Source organism: Neorhizobium sp. BETTINA12A, from assembly GCF_023006485.1.
Taxonomy (GTDB): domain Bacteria; phylum Pseudomonadota; class Alphaproteobacteria; order Rhizobiales; family Rhizobiaceae; genus Neorhizobium.
Genome location: NZ_JALBGW010000002.1, coordinates 53,708 through 71,957 on the forward strand (window position 1 = coordinate 53,708; position 18,250 = coordinate 71,957).

Annotated in this window: 14 protein-coding genes and 1 pseudogene; 5 read left to right on the forward strand and 10 right to left on the reverse strand. The window is 60.7% G+C overall.

The window, feature by feature from the left end; translation table 11 throughout:
- Positions 1-149: 149 nt before the first annotated feature.
- The 4 genes from MOV61_RS01185 (at position 150) to MOV61_RS01200 (ending at position 4,265) form a co-directional block, all read left to right on the forward strand.
- The gene (locus tag MOV61_RS01185) at positions 150-1,175 is read left to right on the forward strand and encodes an ABC transporter substrate-binding protein (RefSeq protein ID WP_247135238.1); all 1,026 of its coding nucleotides are present in this window, start codon (positions 150-152) and stop codon (positions 1,173-1,175) included.
- A 33-nt stretch (positions 1,176-1,208) separates the two neighbouring features.
- Positions 1,209-2,090, forward strand: a complete 882-nt coding sequence (locus MOV61_RS01190; RefSeq protein ID WP_247135239.1) for an ABC transporter permease — start codon at positions 1,209-1,211, stop codon at positions 2,088-2,090.
- On the forward strand, positions 2,066-2,815 hold the full coding sequence (locus MOV61_RS01195) for an ABC transporter ATP-binding protein (protein WP_247135240.1): 750 nt from the start codon (positions 2,066-2,068) through the stop codon (positions 2,813-2,815). Before MOV61_RS01190 ends, MOV61_RS01195 begins: the two co-directional genes overlap by 25 nt.
- A gap of 73 nt (positions 2,816-2,888) precedes the next feature.
- On the forward strand, positions 2,889-4,265 hold the full coding sequence (locus MOV61_RS01200) for an LLM class flavin-dependent oxidoreductase (protein ID WP_247135241.1): 1,377 nt from the start codon (positions 2,889-2,891) through the stop codon (positions 4,263-4,265).
- A 99-nt stretch (positions 4,266-4,364) separates the two neighbouring features.
- Here the strand turns inward: MOV61_RS01200 and MOV61_RS01205 are convergent, their stop codons facing one another.
- From MOV61_RS01205 to MOV61_RS01240, 9 genes and pseudogenes are all read right to left on the reverse strand, one after another.
- Positions 4,365-5,924 carry a bifunctional diguanylate cyclase/phosphodiesterase gene (locus tag MOV61_RS01205; RefSeq protein WP_247135242.1) on the reverse strand — a complete coding sequence of 520 codons (1,560 nt, stop codon included), beginning with the start codon at positions 5,922-5,924 and terminating at the stop codon, positions 4,365-4,367.
- Positions 5,925-6,112: 188 nt separating this feature from the next.
- A complete protein-coding gene (locus MOV61_RS30390) occupies positions 6,113-6,985 on the reverse strand; it encodes an ATP-binding protein (protein ID WP_309493539.1) in 873 nt (290 codons plus the stop codon).
- Between the two features lie 102 nt (positions 6,986-7,087).
- Positions 7,088-7,804: pseudogene (locus MOV61_RS30395) on the reverse strand (hybrid sensor histidine kinase/response regulator); the annotation flags it as partial.
- Positions 7,788-9,308 carry an ATPase domain-containing protein gene (locus MOV61_RS01215; protein ID WP_051900666.1) on the reverse strand — a complete coding sequence of 507 codons (1,521 nt, stop codon included), beginning with the start codon at positions 9,306-9,308 and terminating at the stop codon, positions 7,788-7,790. The gene MOV61_RS01215 and the pseudogene MOV61_RS30395, both read right to left, overlap by 17 nt.
- Positions 9,309-9,429: 121 nt before the next feature.
- On the reverse strand, positions 9,430-10,494 hold the full coding sequence (locus tag MOV61_RS01220; protein WP_247135243.1) for a DUF2218 domain-containing protein: 1,065 nt from the start codon (positions 10,492-10,494) through the stop codon (positions 9,430-9,432).
- Positions 10,491-11,318 (reverse strand): ABC transporter ATP-binding protein, encoded by an 828-nt coding sequence (locus MOV61_RS01225; RefSeq protein ID WP_247135244.1) that lies wholly within the window; start codon positions 11,316-11,318, stop codon positions 10,491-10,493. Before MOV61_RS01225 ends, MOV61_RS01220 begins: the two co-directional genes overlap by 4 nt.
- A complete protein-coding gene (locus tag MOV61_RS01230; RefSeq protein ID WP_408962333.1) occupies positions 11,315-12,349 on the reverse strand; it encodes a FecCD family ABC transporter permease in 1,035 nt (344 codons plus the stop codon). The genes MOV61_RS01225 and MOV61_RS01230 overlap by 4 nt, the downstream gene beginning before the upstream one ends.
- Positions 12,350-12,351: 2 nt before the next feature.
- Complete coding sequence (locus tag MOV61_RS01235; RefSeq protein WP_247135246.1) at positions 12,352-13,395, reverse strand: iron ABC transporter permease; 1,044 nt, start codon at positions 13,393-13,395, stop codon at positions 12,352-12,354.
- The gene (locus MOV61_RS01240; RefSeq protein ID WP_408962334.1) at positions 13,392-14,372 is read right to left on the reverse strand and encodes an iron-siderophore ABC transporter substrate-binding protein; all 981 of its coding nucleotides are present in this window, start codon (positions 14,370-14,372) and stop codon (positions 13,392-13,394) included. The genes MOV61_RS01235 and MOV61_RS01240 overlap by 4 nt, the downstream gene beginning before the upstream one ends.
- A 294-nt stretch (positions 14,373-14,666) precedes the next feature.
- On the opposite strand from MOV61_RS01240, the gene MOV61_RS01245 reads away from it, so the two are divergent.
- On the forward strand, positions 14,667-16,799 hold the full coding sequence (locus MOV61_RS01245; RefSeq protein WP_247135247.1) for a TonB-dependent siderophore receptor: 2,133 nt from the start codon (positions 14,667-14,669) through the stop codon (positions 16,797-16,799).
- A 76-nt stretch (positions 16,800-16,875) separates the two neighbouring features.
- On the opposite strand, the gene MOV61_RS01250 is transcribed toward MOV61_RS01245, so the two are convergent.
- Entirely contained in the window at positions 16,876-18,246 is a 1,371-nt protein-coding gene (locus MOV61_RS01250; protein ID WP_247135248.1) for an alpha-glucosidase/alpha-galactosidase, read from the reverse strand.
- Positions 18,247-18,250: the final 4 nt, after the last annotated feature.

The window sequence follows — 18,250 nt, forward strand, 5'->3', positions numbered from 1 at the left end:
GGTTCTCGTGTCCTCGGTCGACATGTTGGGATGATATTTCACTATCCGGCGCATTCTTAAATTAAATAGTCTATTTCTTTTATAGAAAATATCCCACCCTTCCGTGCATCGACTTTCGTGTCCTGCAACCGATGAGGGGAAGATCAACGATGACACTGGTAAAAACTGTGAGAACGGCGCTGCTCGGCCTACTTGCCTTCGGCACCATGAGCGGGGTGGTCGCGGCCCAGACGAACGCGCCCCTTCTTCCGAAGGTGCCGCCCGGAACAGTCCTGACGGTCGGCGATCCGGTGACGCAGAAGGCGCTGGAGGTCTCCGGATTGATCAAGGAACTGTCGTTCGAAGTCAAATGGGCCAATATCAGCGGCGGCCCGCAGACCTCGGAAGCATTCCGCGCCAAGGCGCTCGACGTCGGGTCGGTGGCGGAAATCCCTTCGATCTTCGCCAACTGGAACAATCTGCCGGTTCGCAACATCGCCTATCGCGAACGCCGCGACCCGATTGCCAATCCCATCTACCGCTTCGGAGTGGCACCGGGCGCCGGCATCAAGACGCTGGCCGATTTCCGCGGCAAGCGCATCGCCTTCAGCCCCGGCCAGGCCCAGGGAGCACTCGTTCTGCGCGCCCTCCATGCCGCGGGCCTCAAGAAAAGCGACGTCACCCTGGTCGAACTGCCGAGCACCGGCGATGTCTATCCGAAGGCCCTGGCCAGCAAGCAGGTCGATGTCGCGCCGCTCGGGGGCGTCTATATAAGGCGCTATATCGCCCAGTACGGCGGCGATGGCGCGACGCTCGTCGAACACGGGCTGCGCGATGATCCGGGCCATCTCTATGCACCGCAATGGGTGCTCGACGATCCGGCAAAGGCCGCGGCTCTCGCCGAATATGTCGGGCTTTGGGCACGCGCCACCGAATGGGTGAACAAGAACCCCGAGATCTGGATCAAGGAATATTATGTCGGCCAGCAGGGTCTGAGTCAGGATGACGGCGAATATCTCGTCAAGCTGACCGGGGAGCAGGTTGTTTCGGGAGATTGGAACGAGGTGAAAAAGCGCCACCAGGAGACGATCAACCTGCTGGCGGCGGAGCTCGGCTACAAGCCCTTCGACGTGGAAAAGATCTTCGACAACCGGTTCGAAAAGACCGCCTCCGCCGCCTTGGCGAAGAGCCAGTAATCCCCCTGCATCATCCAAGAGGAGATCCGAAGCATGGCAACCATTTGGGATGCGGATGAGGCGAAATCATCCCGGTCTTCCAGCCGTGAAAGTGCATATACCGTTCCAGCCGTGGCGAGGCCCGTCACGTCCCGGAGCCGCCGGAGACTGGGGCCGGGACCGGCGATACCATTCGGGCTTCAAATCGGGCCGGCATTGCTGGTGCTGCTGTGGGTAGGCGGCTCCGCTCTCGGGTGGATCGACCCGCGCATACTCTCTGCGCCCTGGACGGTCGTCGAGGCTTTTGGAAGGCTGATCGAGCAAGGCCGGCTGCAGGATAACTTCGTGACCTCGGCGACGCGTGCCCTGCTTGGCCTCAGCATCGGTCTGGTCATCGGCACGATCCTTGCCGTCACCGCCGGTCTTTCCCGGATCGGCGAAGCACTGATCGACGGCCCCGTTCAGATCAAGCGCGCCATCCCCACGCTGGCTCTGATCCCTCTGCTGATCCTGTGGTTCGGCATCGGCGAAGGCATGAAGGTCACCACGATCGCCCTTGCGGTCATCATACCCATTTACATCCACACCCATAATGCGCTGCGCGGCATCGACAGCCGCTACGTCGAACTGGCCGAGACCCTGCGCATGAGCCAGAAGGATTTTATCTTTCAGGTGGTGCTGCCCGGCGCATTGCCCGGCTTTCTTCTGGGCCTGCGGTTTGCCGTCACTCTCTGCTGGGTTTCGCTTGTCGTGGTCGAGCAGATCAACGCCACCAGCGGGCTCGGTTACATGATCGACCTCGCCCGCAACTATGGGCAAACCGATGTCATCCTCGTCGGCCTGGTCGTCTATGTACTGCTCGGCCTTGTCTCGGACGGTCTTGTCCGCCTGCTCGAACGGAGGGTCCTCTCATGGCGCCGCACTCTAGCCAACTGAAGTCCGCATCCAGAGCCGTGCATGTCCGCAACCTCGTGCGCCGGTTCGCCACCAAGACGATCCTCGATCGCGTCGATCTCGATATCGCAGAAGGGGAATTCGTTGCCCTGCTCGGCAGGAGCGGTTCCGGCAAAAGCACCTTCCTCAAGGCGCTCGCCGGCCTCGATCACGACGTCCAGGGAACCGGGACGCTTGAAACACCGGACAATCTCTCGGTCGTTTTCCAGGACGCACGTCTTCTGCCCTGGCGCACCGTGATCCAGAACGTCACTCTCGGTCTGCCGGGGGCTGCCGGGCAGGAAGCAGGCAGAAAGGCCTTGGCCGAGGTAGGGCTCGAGGGGCGCGAGGCAGCTTGGCCAAACCAGCTCTCGGGCGGCGAGCAGCAAAGGGTCGCGCTTGCACGCTCGCTGGTCCGCCAGCCGTCCCTGCTTCTGGCCGACGAGCCTTTCGGTGCCCTCGACGCACTGACCCGGCTGAAGATGCACGACCTGCTGCGGGAATTGTGCGGAAGACATCGGCCGGCCGTGTTGCTCGTCACCCACGACGTCGACGAGGCAATCTCGCTCGCCGACCGGATACTGGTTCTCGACGAGGGTCATCTGATCGAGGACCTGCGGATCGATCTGCCGACGCCGCGCGATCATGGCGATCCGCGCTTTGCAAAAATCCGCACCCAGCTTTTAAGCCGCCTCGGGGTTGAAACTCCCGGACGGCGAGCCGCCTGAAATCCAACGGAAGTTGTCATCATGGCCCGCACGGGTCAGCTCAATCTCAACACCTCGAACGGGGGACACGTCAATGAGTAAACAGAAGAGACAAATGCGGCTTGGGGCCTTCATCATGGCGACGGGCCATCATGTGGCGGCCTGGCGCCATCCGGCTTCGCAGGCCGACGCGGGACTGAATATCGATCACTACCGCGAACTGGCGCAGACGGCGGAACGGGGCAAGTTCGATCTGGTCTTCGTGGCCGACAGCCCGGCCGGCTGGGAGCGCGCCAATGACCCGGAGGCGCTTCGGCGTTCCTCGCAGGGTGCCCATTTCGAACCGGTGACCCTGTGGGCCGCGCTGTCGCAGACCACGAGCCATATCGGCTTCGTCGCCACCGCGTCCACCACCTACGAGGATCCCTATCTTCTCGCCCGCAAGTTCGCCTCACTTGACTATATCTCCAAGGGCCGGGCAGCCTGGAATGTGGTGACGACGGGCGCGGATGTTTCCAAGAACTTCTCCATCCCGGGCCATCCCGCCCATGCCGACCGCTACGCCCGCGCCGAGGAATTCGTCGATCTGGTGAAAGGATTATGGGATAGCTACGAGGATGATGCCTTTATCCGCGACAAGGAAAGCGGCGTCTATCTCGACCCGGACAAGGTGCATCTCGTCGACCACAAGGGTCAGTTCTTCTCGGTCACCGGTCCGCTCAATGTCGGCCGACCCGTGCAGGGTTATCCAGTCATCGTCCAGGCCGGCGCATCGGAACCCGGCCGCGAGCTGGCGGCCCGAACCGCCGAGATGATCTTCACCGCCAACCAGACGATCGAAGATGCCCAGGAATTTTATTCCGACGTCAAGGGACGGCTTGCCCGCTATGGACGCAGCCAGGACGACCTGTTGATCAGCCCCGGCATATTCCCCGTTCTCGGCGGCACCGAAAGGCAAGCACAGGAGAACTACGACTATATCCAGTCGCTCGTTCATCCCTCGATCGCCTGGAACATCCTTGCCCGCCACTACAAAGGCGTCGACCTTTCCGGTTATTCGCTGGACGATCCCGCTCCGCCTCTGCCGCAGGATACGGAACTCAACAAGAGCCGCCTCAAGCTGGTGACCGATCTGGTATCGCGCAACAATCTGACACTGCGCCAGTTCTATCTGGCCGTCGCGACCGCCCGCGGCCATCGCACGGTGATCGGCACGCCTGAGCAGATTGCCGACGCGATGCAGCAATGGTTCGAGAATGGCGCTGCCGACGCCTTCAACATCATGCCGCCGATCCTGCCCGCCGGATTGACGGATTTCGTCGATCAGGTCGTGCCGATCCTGCGCAAGCGTGGTCTTTTCCGGCATGAATATGAAGGAACGACGCTGCGGGAGAACCTCGGTCTCAAGCGCCCACAGAACGGTTTCGTGCTTCGCTCACAGCTTGAGCCGGAGGTACGGGCAGCCGTATAGCTCCCGCGTCACATCAAATCTCCTGGCCGCGAAAATGGTGACGCTGCCGATACTTCTCGGCCAGGACCTTCCGCTCGCCTCTTCTCGGACAGGCTTCGCTCAGGCGCTCAATGCCTGCCTACGGTTGCTGACGAAGCCGGCCACTTCCGATTGAGGCATTGCCTTGCCGAAGATATAGCCCTGCCCTATGTCGCAGCCCTGACCAAGGAAGTAGGCGAGCTGGGCGTTCTCCTCGATCCCTTCGACAGTGGTCTTGAGGTTGAGACTGCGGCTCAAGCCAAGCACCGCGTCGATGATTTTGGCGTTCTTGTCGTTATGGGTGAAGCTCGACACAAAGCTCTTGTCGATCTTGATCTTGTCGAACTTGAAGCGCGCCAATTGCGCCAGACTTGAATATCCGGTTCCGAAATCATCCAGCGCCACCTGGATGCCGGCGGCATGAAATTGCTCGATCGTCGCGGCGGCAAGGTCCGGGTCATCGATCAGAGCATTTTCGGTAATCTCGATTTCCAGCCTGGACGCCTGTAGGCCGGTCTGCTGCAGGATGTGGAGAACACGGCTTGCGAGCAGCCTGTCTTCCATCTGGACCGGCGACACGTTGAAGGAGAGCGACAATGTTCCCGGCCAAAGCTGCGCATCGCGGCAGGCTTTCGACAGAAGCTGCTCGAAGAGCGTGGTAATGAGGCCGGTCTCTTCGGCCACGGCAATGAATTGTTGCGGTGAGACGAATACGCCGTCCTTGTTCCACCGGGCAAGCGCTTCGAAACCGCAGAGTTCACCTGTCCTGAGATTGATCAGCGGCTGGTAGAAGGGTTCGATCTTGCCCTCGTCGATGGCCCGGCGAAGGTCGCCTTCGAGTTTGGCGCGCTCAGAGACCTTTTCCTGCATTTCAGGCTGGAACAGGGAATATTGATTGTGACCCCGGCCCTTCGCCTCGTACAGCGCAACGTCCGACCGGTGGCAGACTTCCTCAAGCGAGTTGCCGTGGTCCGGCAGGCGCGCATAACCGACGCTGGCACCGACTTGCGTCAACAGGGTGCCGATGCGGACCGGCCGGGAAACTGAGTGGATGAGCAGCTGGGCGAAGAGCTCCTCCTTTTCCGGCAAGAGATTACGAGCCACGGCGACGAATTCGTCGCCGCCGAAGCGGAAGACGCATTCGTATTCAGCCAACGCGCAGATGCGCCGCGACACTTCCTTCAACAGGACGTCGCCGCCCTGATGGCCGAGAAGGTCATTGACCTTTTTGAAGCCATCGAGATCTATCGAAAACACCGTTGCCGTCTGCGGCCCGTTATCCTCGTCTGTTTCCTGCTGCCTTTCATCGGGTTGCGAAAGGACGAACCTGTCGAAGGCATAACGGTTGGGAAGTTTCGTCAGATGATCGTGCGTGGCGATATGGTCCGCCGCATCGAAGGCCTTCCGGCGATTCATCATTTCACTGCGCATATCGAGAATGCGCAGCACCGAATAGGCGAAGCTCGCAAGCCCTGCAACGATGAGTACGATGATGATGAGATGGGCTTTTCCCGCACTGATCGACTGAACCAGCTCCAGCAGCAGGTCGTCATAAGCTATACAGCCGATGAGCAAAACCATCGCGACTGCCGTCACTTGCGCCAGCTGCCTGCCGGCTTTGCTTTCCAGAAAATCCTTCATCTACCCCTCCAACTCCGTGATCCTAGGAGAAATAATTAAAGGATTTGTTATTCCCGGTTGTGCTTCCTTCTAGTTTAGCGAGAAGAATGATAGATTCGGCGCCGGCAAAAGTATGCCGCCGAACGCACCTTGCTCGGCCGAACGAAAAACTCCACCCGCATGGTCTGTCAATCTGCGGTCTGGCGGCGTCAATTGATGTCCTTCTTGAATATTGCTCCTTTAAGAGCCTCTGACAGTTCGGCAAGCTGGTAGGGTTTGCGTAGGATCTTGATGCCTTGCGCGTCTGCCGCCTGTTTGGCGACTTCGGAATATCCACTCGTCAACAGGATCGGCAGGTCCGTGCGGCGAGCTCGAATTTCCTTGGCCAATTCCACGCCGTTCATTCCTCCAGGCATCATGATATCGGAAAATACCAGGTCGACCCGCCGCCCGTTCGCAAGCGCGCCGAGAGCAGCGGCAGCCGTCGCGGCACGGACGACCTGAAATCCAAGATCATCCAGCATTTCACTGACAAGAGCCGCGACTTCGTCGTCGTCTTCAACCAGCAGGATGCTGCCCGCCGAAGCCGGGCGTCGCCGCGCGACGTGCAGATCGACCAGATTGTGCTGATCCGGTCCAGGCTGGTTCGAAGAACGCGGCAACAAGAGGATTATTTTCGTTCCCCGGCCGATTTCGCTTTCGATCTTTATCTTCCCGCCCGACTGCTGGACGAAACCGTGCACCTGCGCAAGGCCAAGGCCGGATCCCTTGCCAATGTCCTTGGTGGTAAAGAACGGCTCGAACACGCGCGCCTGCACCTCTCGGGTCATTCCGGAGCCGTTGTCGCTGACGGAAAGGCAGACGAAGTCCTTGGCGGGGCCGGCTTGATCCGAGACAGGAACGTTTTCCGCGCGGATTTCTATCGTGCCCCCTTTGGGCATCGCGTCGCGGGCGTTGACTGCAAGATTGAGAACAACAAGTTCCAGCTCGCTTGCGTCAACCTCGACGGGCCACAGATCAGGTGAGAACTCGAGGGTGACATGGACATCGCCCCTCAGACTGCGGTCGAGCAGTTCGCGCATCCCCCCGATCTGGCGGGCGAGATCGACTGTCTGCGGCCGGAGTTCCTGCCGGCGGGAAAAAGCCAGAAGCTGCCGTGTCAGGCCCGATCCGCGTTCGGCGGCTTGGCGCATGCCGTCCATCAAGCGTTTTCGCCTGGCCGGGTCAGTCTGGCGGTCGAGCATTTCCAGTCCTCCGGAAATCACCATCAGCAGATTGTTGAAATCGTGAGCGACGCCCCCAGTCAATTGGCCGATCGCTTCGATCTTCTGGGCTTGCCGAAGCTTCTCCTCCACATGCGCCCGCACCGTCATCTGGTCGCGCAGGGCCTCGTTTGCTGCTTTGAGTTCCTGGGTGCGCACGATGACCTGCTTCTCCAGTTCCTGGGCGGCCTGCTCGCGCTCTTCCAGCAGCGTACGCAGTTCCAACTGTCGGGCTCGCGCGCGAAGCGCCGATTGGATCGTGCTGACAAGGGTCAGGGCCTGGATCGGGCGCTCCAGAAGGGACACGTTGCGCAAGGAATCGATCAGTTTCTGCCGCCATGCCTCGATGCCGGTCTGCTCCTGGCGGCTGGTCAGCAGGATAAAAGGAAGATCCGACCATGGCGGCTGGTCGGCAACCCATTTGAAAAGCAAACTCGCATCTTTTCCGAACAGGGCCTCTTCGGCAATAAATGCGGCTGCAGCGCCGGTCTGCAGTGCTCCCGTGAGGTTTTGAAGATCGTTACAGGCCTTTGCCGCGATGCCGCTTCGATTGAGCAAGCCGACTGAGGCGGCCGCATCTCTGCCGACCGGAGCAAAGACAATAACGGGTTCTGGTTGGTCTTCACCTGGCGCCATCATTTCCGTCTGCTGAACTCGTTACAGGAGCGGCTGAAAAATACGGCGAGCCGGCTAGCACGCCGGTGAACTCGAGCGTCGGCGGCCCGAGTTTGATGCCATTGTCGGACAGCCTGAACTCGCGCACGCTGTGCTCGTGCCTGCCGCTTCGCTTTTTCACGACGGATATCGCTCGGCGCACGGTGCCCTGCACTTCGAAATACCGCAGCATGATGACGGAATCGCTGAGATAGCTCAGGTCGAGCGGAGCCTCGAGCGGGCCCACGAGCCCATGCTGTGCGAGGACAAGGATGGTCAGTACGCCACGCTGGCCAAGGTAGGTCAGCAGTTCGTGCATCTGCAGGACCAGAAAACGCTCGTCCGGCATCGCATTCATGTAGCCATTCAAACTGTCGATGACGACGACGCGCGCGCCGTCGACCTCCACGCTTTTCTGGACGTTGGCGGTAAACTCCCCTGGAGATAGTTCCGCAGGATCGATCTGCTGCAACCGGATCAACCCGCTGTCCAGATGGGTTTGAAGATCGAAACCCAAGTTCCTGGCCCGCGCCTGCAGCGTTCCACGCCCCTCATCGAAGGCATAAATGACGGCATGTTCGCCGCGGTTTGCCGCCGCCAAGGCATAGGTCAGGGCAAGTGACGACTTTCCTACCCCGGCGGCCCCCAGGAACAGGACGTTGGTACCTCGCTCGAGCCCACCGCCCAGCATGTCGTCGATTTCCTTGTTCCCGCTGGAGGTGAACTCGTCGTCGAAAGCCTGATGATGCTCCGCAGCGATGAGGCGCGGAAAAATGTGGAGACCACCCTTCTCGATCGTGAAATCATGGTAGCCGCCGCGAAACTTGATGCCACGCATCTTGACGACCCGCATGCGGCGCCGTTCTGCGCCGAAGTCGATCGCCAACTGCTCCAGCAGCACGACCCCGTGGGAAATCGAATGGAGTTGCAGGTCGTTCTGTTGAGACGACAGATCGTCAAGAAGGATGACGGTGCACTGCCGGCTGGCGAAGAAGTGCTTTAGCGCCAGGACCTGGCGCCGATAACGCAGCGGACTGTGAGCGAGGAGGCGCAATTCGGAAAGGCTGTCGATGACCACGCGCCTCGGGTTGAGTTCGGAGACGCGATCGAGAATGAGCTTCGTCGTCTCGTTGAGCTCCATTTCCGCCGGATGGAAGACCGTCAGTTCGCGGTCGGGGTCGAGCGTGGTCTCCGGAGGGACGAGTTCGAAGACCTCGATACCCTTGAGCGACCAGCCGTGACGGGAGGCGACAAGCTGCAGCTCGCGTTCCGTCTCGGAAAGGGTGATGTAAAGCACCTGCTCTCCCTGGCGGACACCTTCGAGCAGAAATTGCAGGGCGATCGTGGTCTTGCCCGTGCCAGGCCGGCCCTCGTAGAGATAAAGCCGGTTTTCATCGAGGCCCCCGTCGAGGATGGTATCGAGACCGGGCACGCCGCTCGAGATACGCGGAGGGTCGACAAACTCCGCCTCTTCGAACCGTTCTGTCATGTTCAACCTTTGCAGTGGAAACCCTTGAACAAGATCATATAGATTGCGGCGGACAAGCCTCAAGAGGGGCCGCCGAGGTATGCCGGACGGCTTTCGAAAGGCTCGCCCGCCCCACAAAGCATCAGGCGGAATGTTGTTCCCAATACCAGGCCACATACATTTTCTTTTTGTCGTGCCGGCGGCTTTTCAGGAGGGCGCGGATGGACCGCACATCCGCCTTTTCGCAGGCGACCCAGACGAAGATCTCGTCATCGACGGAGGCGATCGCCTTCTTGGCTTCCTCTGCAAGAATGCCTTTGGCTCCAGCCGGATAACTCCGCCGATGCAGCCAGCGGATATCCAACGACCCCGCCGACGGGAGCGGCTGCTCCTCCGCTTCATCCAGCACTTCGATGATGGCCTGCATCCGGGTGCCCGGCGTCACCTCAGCCGCAATTCGGGCGATGGCGGGAAGAGCACTTTCGTCGCCGACCAGAAGAATGGACTGTGCCGCCGGAAGGCTTCCTCCTCCCGGCCCGAGCAGCGCTACTTCTTCTCCGGGCTGCACGTCGCGGGCGAAGTCGGCTCCGGGTGTCGCCACAGGGGACGATGGATGCTGCAGGAAGTCGATCCACAATTCCCGGCGTTCGATATCGACGGCGCGGATCGTGTAAATGCGAACCAGAAGTTCGTCTTCTCCCTCAGGCCAGGCGACGCGCCCGTCTTGGCGGATTCCCGGCCAGACCGGCGGCCTGCCCTTCGGGGGAACCAGAAGGCGGACGTGCATGTCGCCACCGACGAACGGCGCTATATCGGCGCAAGCAAACTTCACCCGCCGCATGTGAGGGGTGACATCCTCCGCCGAGACGACCGTCACCTCGTGGATATTCGGCAGCACCGCGAGGGACGAATGCTCCGACCACGTCAATTCAAAAGGATCTTCCCCTGCAAAATAGAACAGATGCTCTGCAATCATCGTCTGATTCAGCTGCAACGCCGCTTGCGACTCGCATGCCAGTTCGATCAGGAGCTTGCTGTCTGCCAGCCGAATGCTCGTCGTGCTGTTCTTGCTCTTCAGCAGAGCGTGGTCCTTGCTCCGCTGCACGTCGGCATGCTCGGTGAAGTGCTCGCAGATTTCGTCGAGCATGCGTTCGGCATCCTTTGGCAGTGCGACGCCGGACAATTTGAGGGGCTGAACTGCATTCATGACCGATTCTCCTTTAGATCCTGCCCCTCCGCCATCCGATGGCGGCCGATCGGCAGCATGATCGGCCGGCCCGATGTCGGGTCGGTAATGACGCGGCTTTCGAGGCCGAAGACCTGCCGCACGTTCTTTTCCGTCAATACGTCCTCGGGCCTGCCTGCGACATGCACCCGCCCCTCGGCTATCGCGACGAGGTAATCCGCATAGCGTGCCGCGAGATTGAGATCGTGCAAGACCATGACGACGGTGGTTCCCCGCGCGTGGTTGAGATCGGTCAGCAGATCGAGAACTTCGACCTGGTGATTGATGTCGAGAAAGGTCGTCGGTTCGTCCAGCAGCAGAACCTCCGTCTGCTGCGCCAGCGCCATGGCGATCCAGACGCGCTGGCGCTGCCCACCTGAAAGCTCGTCCACCGGCCGCTCGGCAAGCTCGACGGTTCTGGTCACCGTTAGCGCGCTCTCGACGGCTTCGTCGTCCTTGCGCGTCCAGCGTGAAAACAGGCCTTGATGCGGATGCCGCCCGCGGCTGACGAGATCGGCGACGGTAATACCCTCCGGCGCGATCGGCGACTGGGGAAGTAGCCCCAGTGTCCGGGCCAGCTCCCGGGATGGGATACGATGGATCGATTTGCCGTCCAGCAACACATGCCCCTGGCTGGGCGAGATGAGCCGGGACATGGTGCGCAAGAGCGTGGACTTGCCGCAGGCATTGGCGCCGACGACAGCGGTAATCTTGCCGGACGGCACCGTAAGATCCAGCGCGTGCAAAATTTCGGCATCGTTATAGCCGGCTGAAAGCCGGCTGGCGGTCAGAGAATGAACAGTCATAGCGAGCCTCCCATCCGGTTGGCGCGCACGATCTGATAGATCAGATAGGGCGCGCCGAGTGCTCCGGTCACCACGCCCACCGGATAACGGCTTGGCAGAAGGAATTGACCGACATAGTCCCCGCCCAGGACGAGTATCGCCCCGATCAATGCCGCCGGTATCAGCAACGATCCGTTACGTCCGATGACCCGGGCGGCGATCGGTCCGGACAGGAAGGCGACAAAGGCGATCGGCCCCGCCACCGCCGTCGCGGCTGCGATCACCCCGACCGCTGCAACCATGACCAGCATGCGGGTCCTTGCCACCTCGACCCCCAGGGCCGCAGCCATGTCGTCGCCCAGGCGAAGGACTTCCAGGTCGCGCGCCCGGCTGAGCAGAAGTCCGCCAAATGTGACCAACACCAGGAGAAGCGGAAGCGCCTGGCCGAGCTGCGCGCCGTTGACGCTGCCGGTCAGCCAGCGCATGGCTTCTTGCAGGTTCCAGGCTGGCGCGCTGGAGAGAATATAAGCGACGACGCTTTCCAGCATGGCGGAGACGCCGATCCCGACGAGAATGAGCCGGGTCCCCGCAACCCCGTTGCGGAATGACAGTGCATAGATCAGCAGCGCCACGGCAAGGCCAGCGAGGACGGCCAGGACCGAAACGATCGGCCCGCTCAATGACAGGACAACGATGGCAAACACGGCCGCAGCACTTGCGCCCGAAGTGATGCCAATGATGTCCGGGCTGGCCAGCGGATTGCGCAGCATGAGCTGGAACGTGACGCCGCCGAGCCCAAAGGCCAGTCCGGCGAGAACGGAAAGGACCGAGCGCGGCAGCCGCAGCTTGCCGACCGTAAAGGTGGCGCCTGCGACATCCTCCCCGAGCAGGACGCGCATGACGTCACCGGGCGGCGTGAAGGACTGGCCAAGCGACAGGGTCACCGCAAAAAGAATGACGAGGACAGCCAATAAAATGGTTGTCACGAGAACATGCCGGCGCGTGCGCCGGCGGCGATTTTCAACGATGAGACCAATAGTTGGGGAAAGCACTGTCACAGTTCTCGAACCCGCTGCCGCCTGACGATCCAGATGAAGAACGGGGCCCCGACGAGGGCCGTGATAATTCCAACGTCGATTTCGGCAGGTCTGGTGGCGATACGCCCGACGACATCCGCCGCCAGCAGCAGGCAAGCGCCGCCAAGCGCGGAAAACGGCAGCAGCCACCGGTGATCGACCCCGACCAGCAGACGGCAGGCATGCGGCACGACCAGTCCCAGAAAGCCGATGGGGCCGCAAACCGCCGTTGTTGCCCCACACAGGAGAATGGCGCCGAATGAGGCGACGGCGCGGGCCAGCGCGACGCGCTCCCCGAGCCCAGTCGCGACGTCGTCGCCCAAAGCCAGTGAATTCAGCTTTCGCGCCGACAGAAGGCTAACCACGAAACCGGCGGCAAGAAACGGCAGGACCGGAACAATGCGCTCGAAGGTCGCGCCGCCCACGCCGCCGATCTGCCAGGAGCGGATGCCACCTGCAATATCCGTCCGCGGCAACACCACGGCAATCACCATGGAGGAGAAGGCGACCGACGTTGCGGTTCCGGCCAGCGCCAGCTTCAACGGCGTCGCCCCGCCGCGCCCGAGCGATCCTATCGTGTAGACGAAAACCGCCGAACACCCCGCTCCGAGGATCGCAGCCCAGATATAACCCTGCGCGGAGGACATATCGAACAAGACCACGCCGGTCACGACGGCCAGCGATGCCCCCATATTGACGCCGAGAATGCCCGGATCGGCGAGAGGATTGCGGGTCACGCCCTGCATGATCGCCCCGGCAAGCCCGAGCGCGGCTCCGGCAAGTACGGCAAGCACGGTCCTCGGGATACGCACGCTCACTGCTGCCTGGCCGATGCCGTCGATCCGCCCCGCGAGCGCCGCCACGATATCGCTCCAGGCCACCTCACGGGTGCCGACCGTGACGGAGAGCGCACAGAGAGCGGAAAGGGTCACGACCAGTCCGGCTAGCCAGAGACCGCGGGTCCGGTTCGAACGTCGAGAGACGAGCGACCGAGAGAACGATCGTATGCTGCCGGCCGTCATTTGGATTTTCTGGCCGCTTCCGCAAGCAGATCCACATAGTCCTTCAAGACCCATGAGATCGAAAGCGGTGTCGGATTTGCCGCCGTGCCGACTGGGTTACGACCGAGCATGACGAGAGCGCCCTTGTCCACGGCCGGCATTCTGGACATCAAGGGGTTCGCCGCCAGCGCATCGAGCAGTTTCTGGTTTCCGTAGGTGACGACGATATCGACGTCGTCAAAGACATCGATACGCTCGGCGCTAACAGAGCCTGCGAATTTCCCCGACTTCGAAGCCTCCACGACGCTTCTGGGGGACTTCAGACCAAGATCCGCGAAGAACCTCACCCGGGTATCGTTCGTCGTATAGAAATTGACAGTGCTCAAATCTGTCGCATCGAGATGGGTAATGAACATCGCGGATTTACCCCGGAGTTCAGGATGCCCGCCAACCACTTTGGCGATGTCGGCTTCGATCCTTGCGATCAACGCCTCGCCTTCGGAGGCCATGCCCATGCCAGCGCTGTTCAGGCGGATCATGTCACGCCAGTCGGTCGACCAGGGCGCCTCGGGATAGGCGACGACCGGGGCGATCTGGCTCAGCGTGTCGTAATCCGATTGGCTCAGGCCGGAATAGGACGCCAGGATCACATCGGGCCGCGTGGCGGCGACAGCCTCGAAATCGATGCCGTCCCCTTCATCGAAAAGCACCGGTTCGGCAGCATGGAGCGCTGCCAGCCTTTCGGCTACCCAGGGCAATATCCCATCGCCGTCGTCGTCGCCGAAATTGGCCCTGGCGAAGCCGACGGGCACGACACCGAGCGCCAGCGGCACTTCATGGTTTGTCCAGGCGACGGTCGCAATCCTTTCAGGCTTCTTGGCGATGATGGTCGTGCCAAACGCATGCTTGATGGTGACGGGATAGGTCGTTCCTTCGGCAGCCCGGGCGCCTGCCCCGGCGCTGCCGAACGCAACAATCCAGATGGCTATCGCCGCCATTTTCACGGCCGAAACCAGTAACCGCAGCATCATCAAACTCCGCAGACCTTAAGTGGACTTTCACTTTCAGGTTAAGAGAGCCACGTCAACCGCCCCCCAGGCCTGCACTGACAAGAGCACTGAGATTTCCGTGGGATCCTACAAAGCACGGAGAATTTACAATACTGGACAATCATGCTCAAGTTAGTAGCGGTCGGGGGGGCATACCAGACCAGGATGTCGTTCGGGATGGTTCCCCCAGACCTGGCATCAGTCTCGGCGATCTCCCGCCTAATCAACTTCTGGAACGTGAATATGGACAACGAAAGAACAAGCGCTCGTTCGAGACCGGCCCTTATCCGCTACCGGAATGCGGCCCTTCTGGCTTGCACGGCGCTTGTCGCCTTCACGCCGACCGTCGTGCTTGGCCAGGAAAATTCGAACGCCGATACGACACTCGCACCGATCGTCATCCAGGGCAGCGGCGCTGGCCTCGATACCGACAACGATTCGAAGTCGATCGTCGCGACGAAGACGACCGGCGTCGGCAAGATGCCGGCGGATATTCTGGAAACGCCCGCGTCCGTCTCCGTCATCACGTCCAAGGAAGTCCGGGAGCGCGGTGCGGACAGCATCGAGCAGGTCGTGCAATATACCGCCGGCGTGGTCACGGACTATTACGGTTCGGACGACCGTTACGACTATTTCAAGATCCGCGGTTTCACGCCCTTTACATATCGCGACGGGCTAGTCATCGGCAGAACCTGGAGCGGGATCCGGGAAGAACCCTTTGCCTTCGAGCGCATCGAGGTACTGAAGGGCGCCAACTCCACGGGCTTCGGGGTTTCCGATCCCGGCGGTTCGGTGAACTATGTCACCAAGCGGCCGAAGAGCGAACGTTTCGGCGAGATTTACGGCACCGGCGGTTCCTTCGGCCACAAGGAGACCGGTTTCGACTTCGGCGACAATATCACCGAGGATGATACCCTCTCATACCGCTTGACCGGCAAGTTGCAGCGGTCGGACGCCGAGTACGACTACTCGCAGGATGACGAAAACTTCATCATGGGTGGCCTGACCTGGCGCCCCACGGCTGCGACGAGCCTCTCATTCGTCTTCGATCATCTCGACAAGGACGGCACACCCAGCAGCGGCGGCCATCCGAGGGGGACGAATCTCGACAGGGATCGCTTCTTCGGCGAGCCGGACTACAACTACGATACGACGAACAGGAACACCTACAGTGTCACGCTCGACCACGATTTCGGGAATGGCCTGACCTTCAATTCCAACGCGCGCTACAGCAAGTCGGATACCGGATTCGGTTATGCCTATATCTACGATGCGCTGGGTGCTAACGATCCCACGGGCATGATTGACCGAAATTACTTCGGCAGCGACAAGTCATCCGAACAATTCATCGTCGATGCGCATCTGCTCTACGAGACGAATTTTAACGATGTGGAAAGCCGTACGCTGCTCGGCGTCGAGTATAACAAGTTCGAGTCGAAGAATGACAGCTTCTACACCGCTGCTCCGGCCATAAACTGGCAAAATCCGGTCTATTCGGGCGGACCCGGATCGCTGTCGCCGTACGTCAGCGTGGCCAGCGACCAAAAGACCAAGGCGATCTATCTGCAGCAGGATCTGACCTTTTTCGACAAGCTGACGGCGAGCATCGGCCTGCGCAACGATTGGCTTGACCTCAAGGAAACAGACCGGCTTACAGGCACCTCGGCGTCTGGCGACTTTAGCGAATTCACCAAGCGCTTCGGCCTGAGCTATAAGCTCACCGAGGAACTTGCGGCCTATGTCAGCTATGCCGAATCCGTCGCGCCGCCGAGCGCGGGTACCGAGCCTACGCTCGGCACGCAGTATGAAGCCGGCATCAAATATCGCCCGGATGCCTTCCCCGCCCTGTTCACCGCTTCCGTCTACGACCTGACGATGGAGAACATCACGACCTATGAAGCTCCGACGTACCTGCCGGCGACGGTCGACAAGATCCGGCATCGTGGTATCGATCTCGAGGCCAAGGCGGAGGTGACGAACAATATCAACCTCATCGCATCCTATTCCTATATCGACTCAAAGATCGTCGAGAATGGCGGCTCCTACGGTGGCAAGCGCTTCGCCCAGGTTCCGGAGCACCTGGCCTCGATCTGGGGCACTTATACGGTAGAAGGCAACGGAAGCCGCGGCGATATGACGTTCGGGCTCGGGGCTCGTTATACGGGTTCGTATTACTTCGACAACACAAATAGCCGAAAATCGGACGGTGCCATCGTCTTCGATGCCGCCTTTACCTATAAGATCCAGGAGAACACGACGCTCCAGATGAATGCCAGCAATCTGTTTGACGAGAAGCATATCGCCAACGATGACGGCGGCGCCTATTATTATAATCCCGGTCGCGCAATCTACGCGACGCTGCGCCAGACGTGGTGATCCTCCGGTCCTGGGGCAAAAAGTCCCGCTGCAAGGCCGCGAGACTTCTTGAGGCGCTGGACCGGGAGGGAGTTGGTCAGGCAGCCTGAACCTTGCGGCCGGTGCGGGCCCAGGCCGGCAGCCAGTCGCCGTGAGCGGCAAGCAGCTCGTCTGTCATCGCCCAGATCTGGTCGAGATCGAGTTCTGCCGCTGTATGCGGATCCATCATCGCAGCGTGATAGATGTGCTCGCGGTTCTCGGTCATCAGTGCTTGAACCGTCAACTCCTGGACGTTGATGTTGGTGCGGATCAATGCCGTGAGCTGCGGCGGCAGGTCGCCGACGAAGGTCGGCTGAATACCCGACGCGTCGACCAGGCAGGGAACCTCGGCTGCGCAATTGTCAGGCAGCGAAGTGATGCAGCCATTGTTGTGCACGTTGCCGTAGATGACGGAGGGTTCGCCGGTCCAGACCGAATTGATGATCGACGAGGCATACTCCTTCGATTGCGCGACCTCGATCTTGTCGGCTGAACGATAGGCTTCCGCCTGCCCCTTCCAGCGGGCGATCTGCTCGATGCAGCGCTTCGGATATTCGTCGAGAGGAATACCGAATTTCTCGATCAGGTCCTCGCGGCCTTCCTTGATGAAGTAAGGCGTGTACTCGGCGAAATGCTCCGAACTCTCCGTGACGAAATAGCCGAGGCGGGTCAGCATCTCGTAACGCACCTTGTTCGGGCAGCGCGGGTTCCAGCCGGGCTTGGGCGCGCGGCCTTCGCGGTAGGCGCGGACCAGATCCGGATAGAGATCTTTGTAGGAGCCATCTGCCTGGCGATGCTCGAACTTCAGATAAAAGGCCATGTGGTTGATGCCGGCCGAGCGGTAGCGGATCTCCTCATAAGGAATGTCGAGGTCATGCGCCAATTCCATTGCCGTGCCCTGCACCGAGTGGCAGAGGCCGACCTGCTTGATCGCGGGATATTTCTCCGAAATCGCCCAGATGTTGATCGCCATCGGGTTGACATATTGCAGCATGATCGCCTCGGGGCAAACGGCGAGCATGTCCTCGCAGATCTTCCACAGATGCGGCACGGTGCGCAGGCCACGCATGATGCCGCCAATGCCTAGCGTGTCGGCGATCGTCTGACGCAGGCCGAACTTCTTGGGGATCTCGAAGTCGGTCACCGTGCAGGGTTCGTAACCACCGATCTGGAAGGCGACAACGACGAAGTCCGCGCCCGTCAGCGCCTTGCGCTGGTCGGAATAGGTCTCGGCCTTCGCCTTGGCGCCGAGTGTTGAAATCAGCTTGTTGACGACGATTGCGCTTTCTTCGAGACGCTGCGGATTGATGTCCATCAAGGCGAAGGTGGCGCCCGACAGCGCCGGGCGCTGCAGGACATCGCCGATGATGTTCTTCATGAAAACGGTCGAGCCTGCTCCGATAAATGCGATCCTGGGATTTCGTGCCATTATA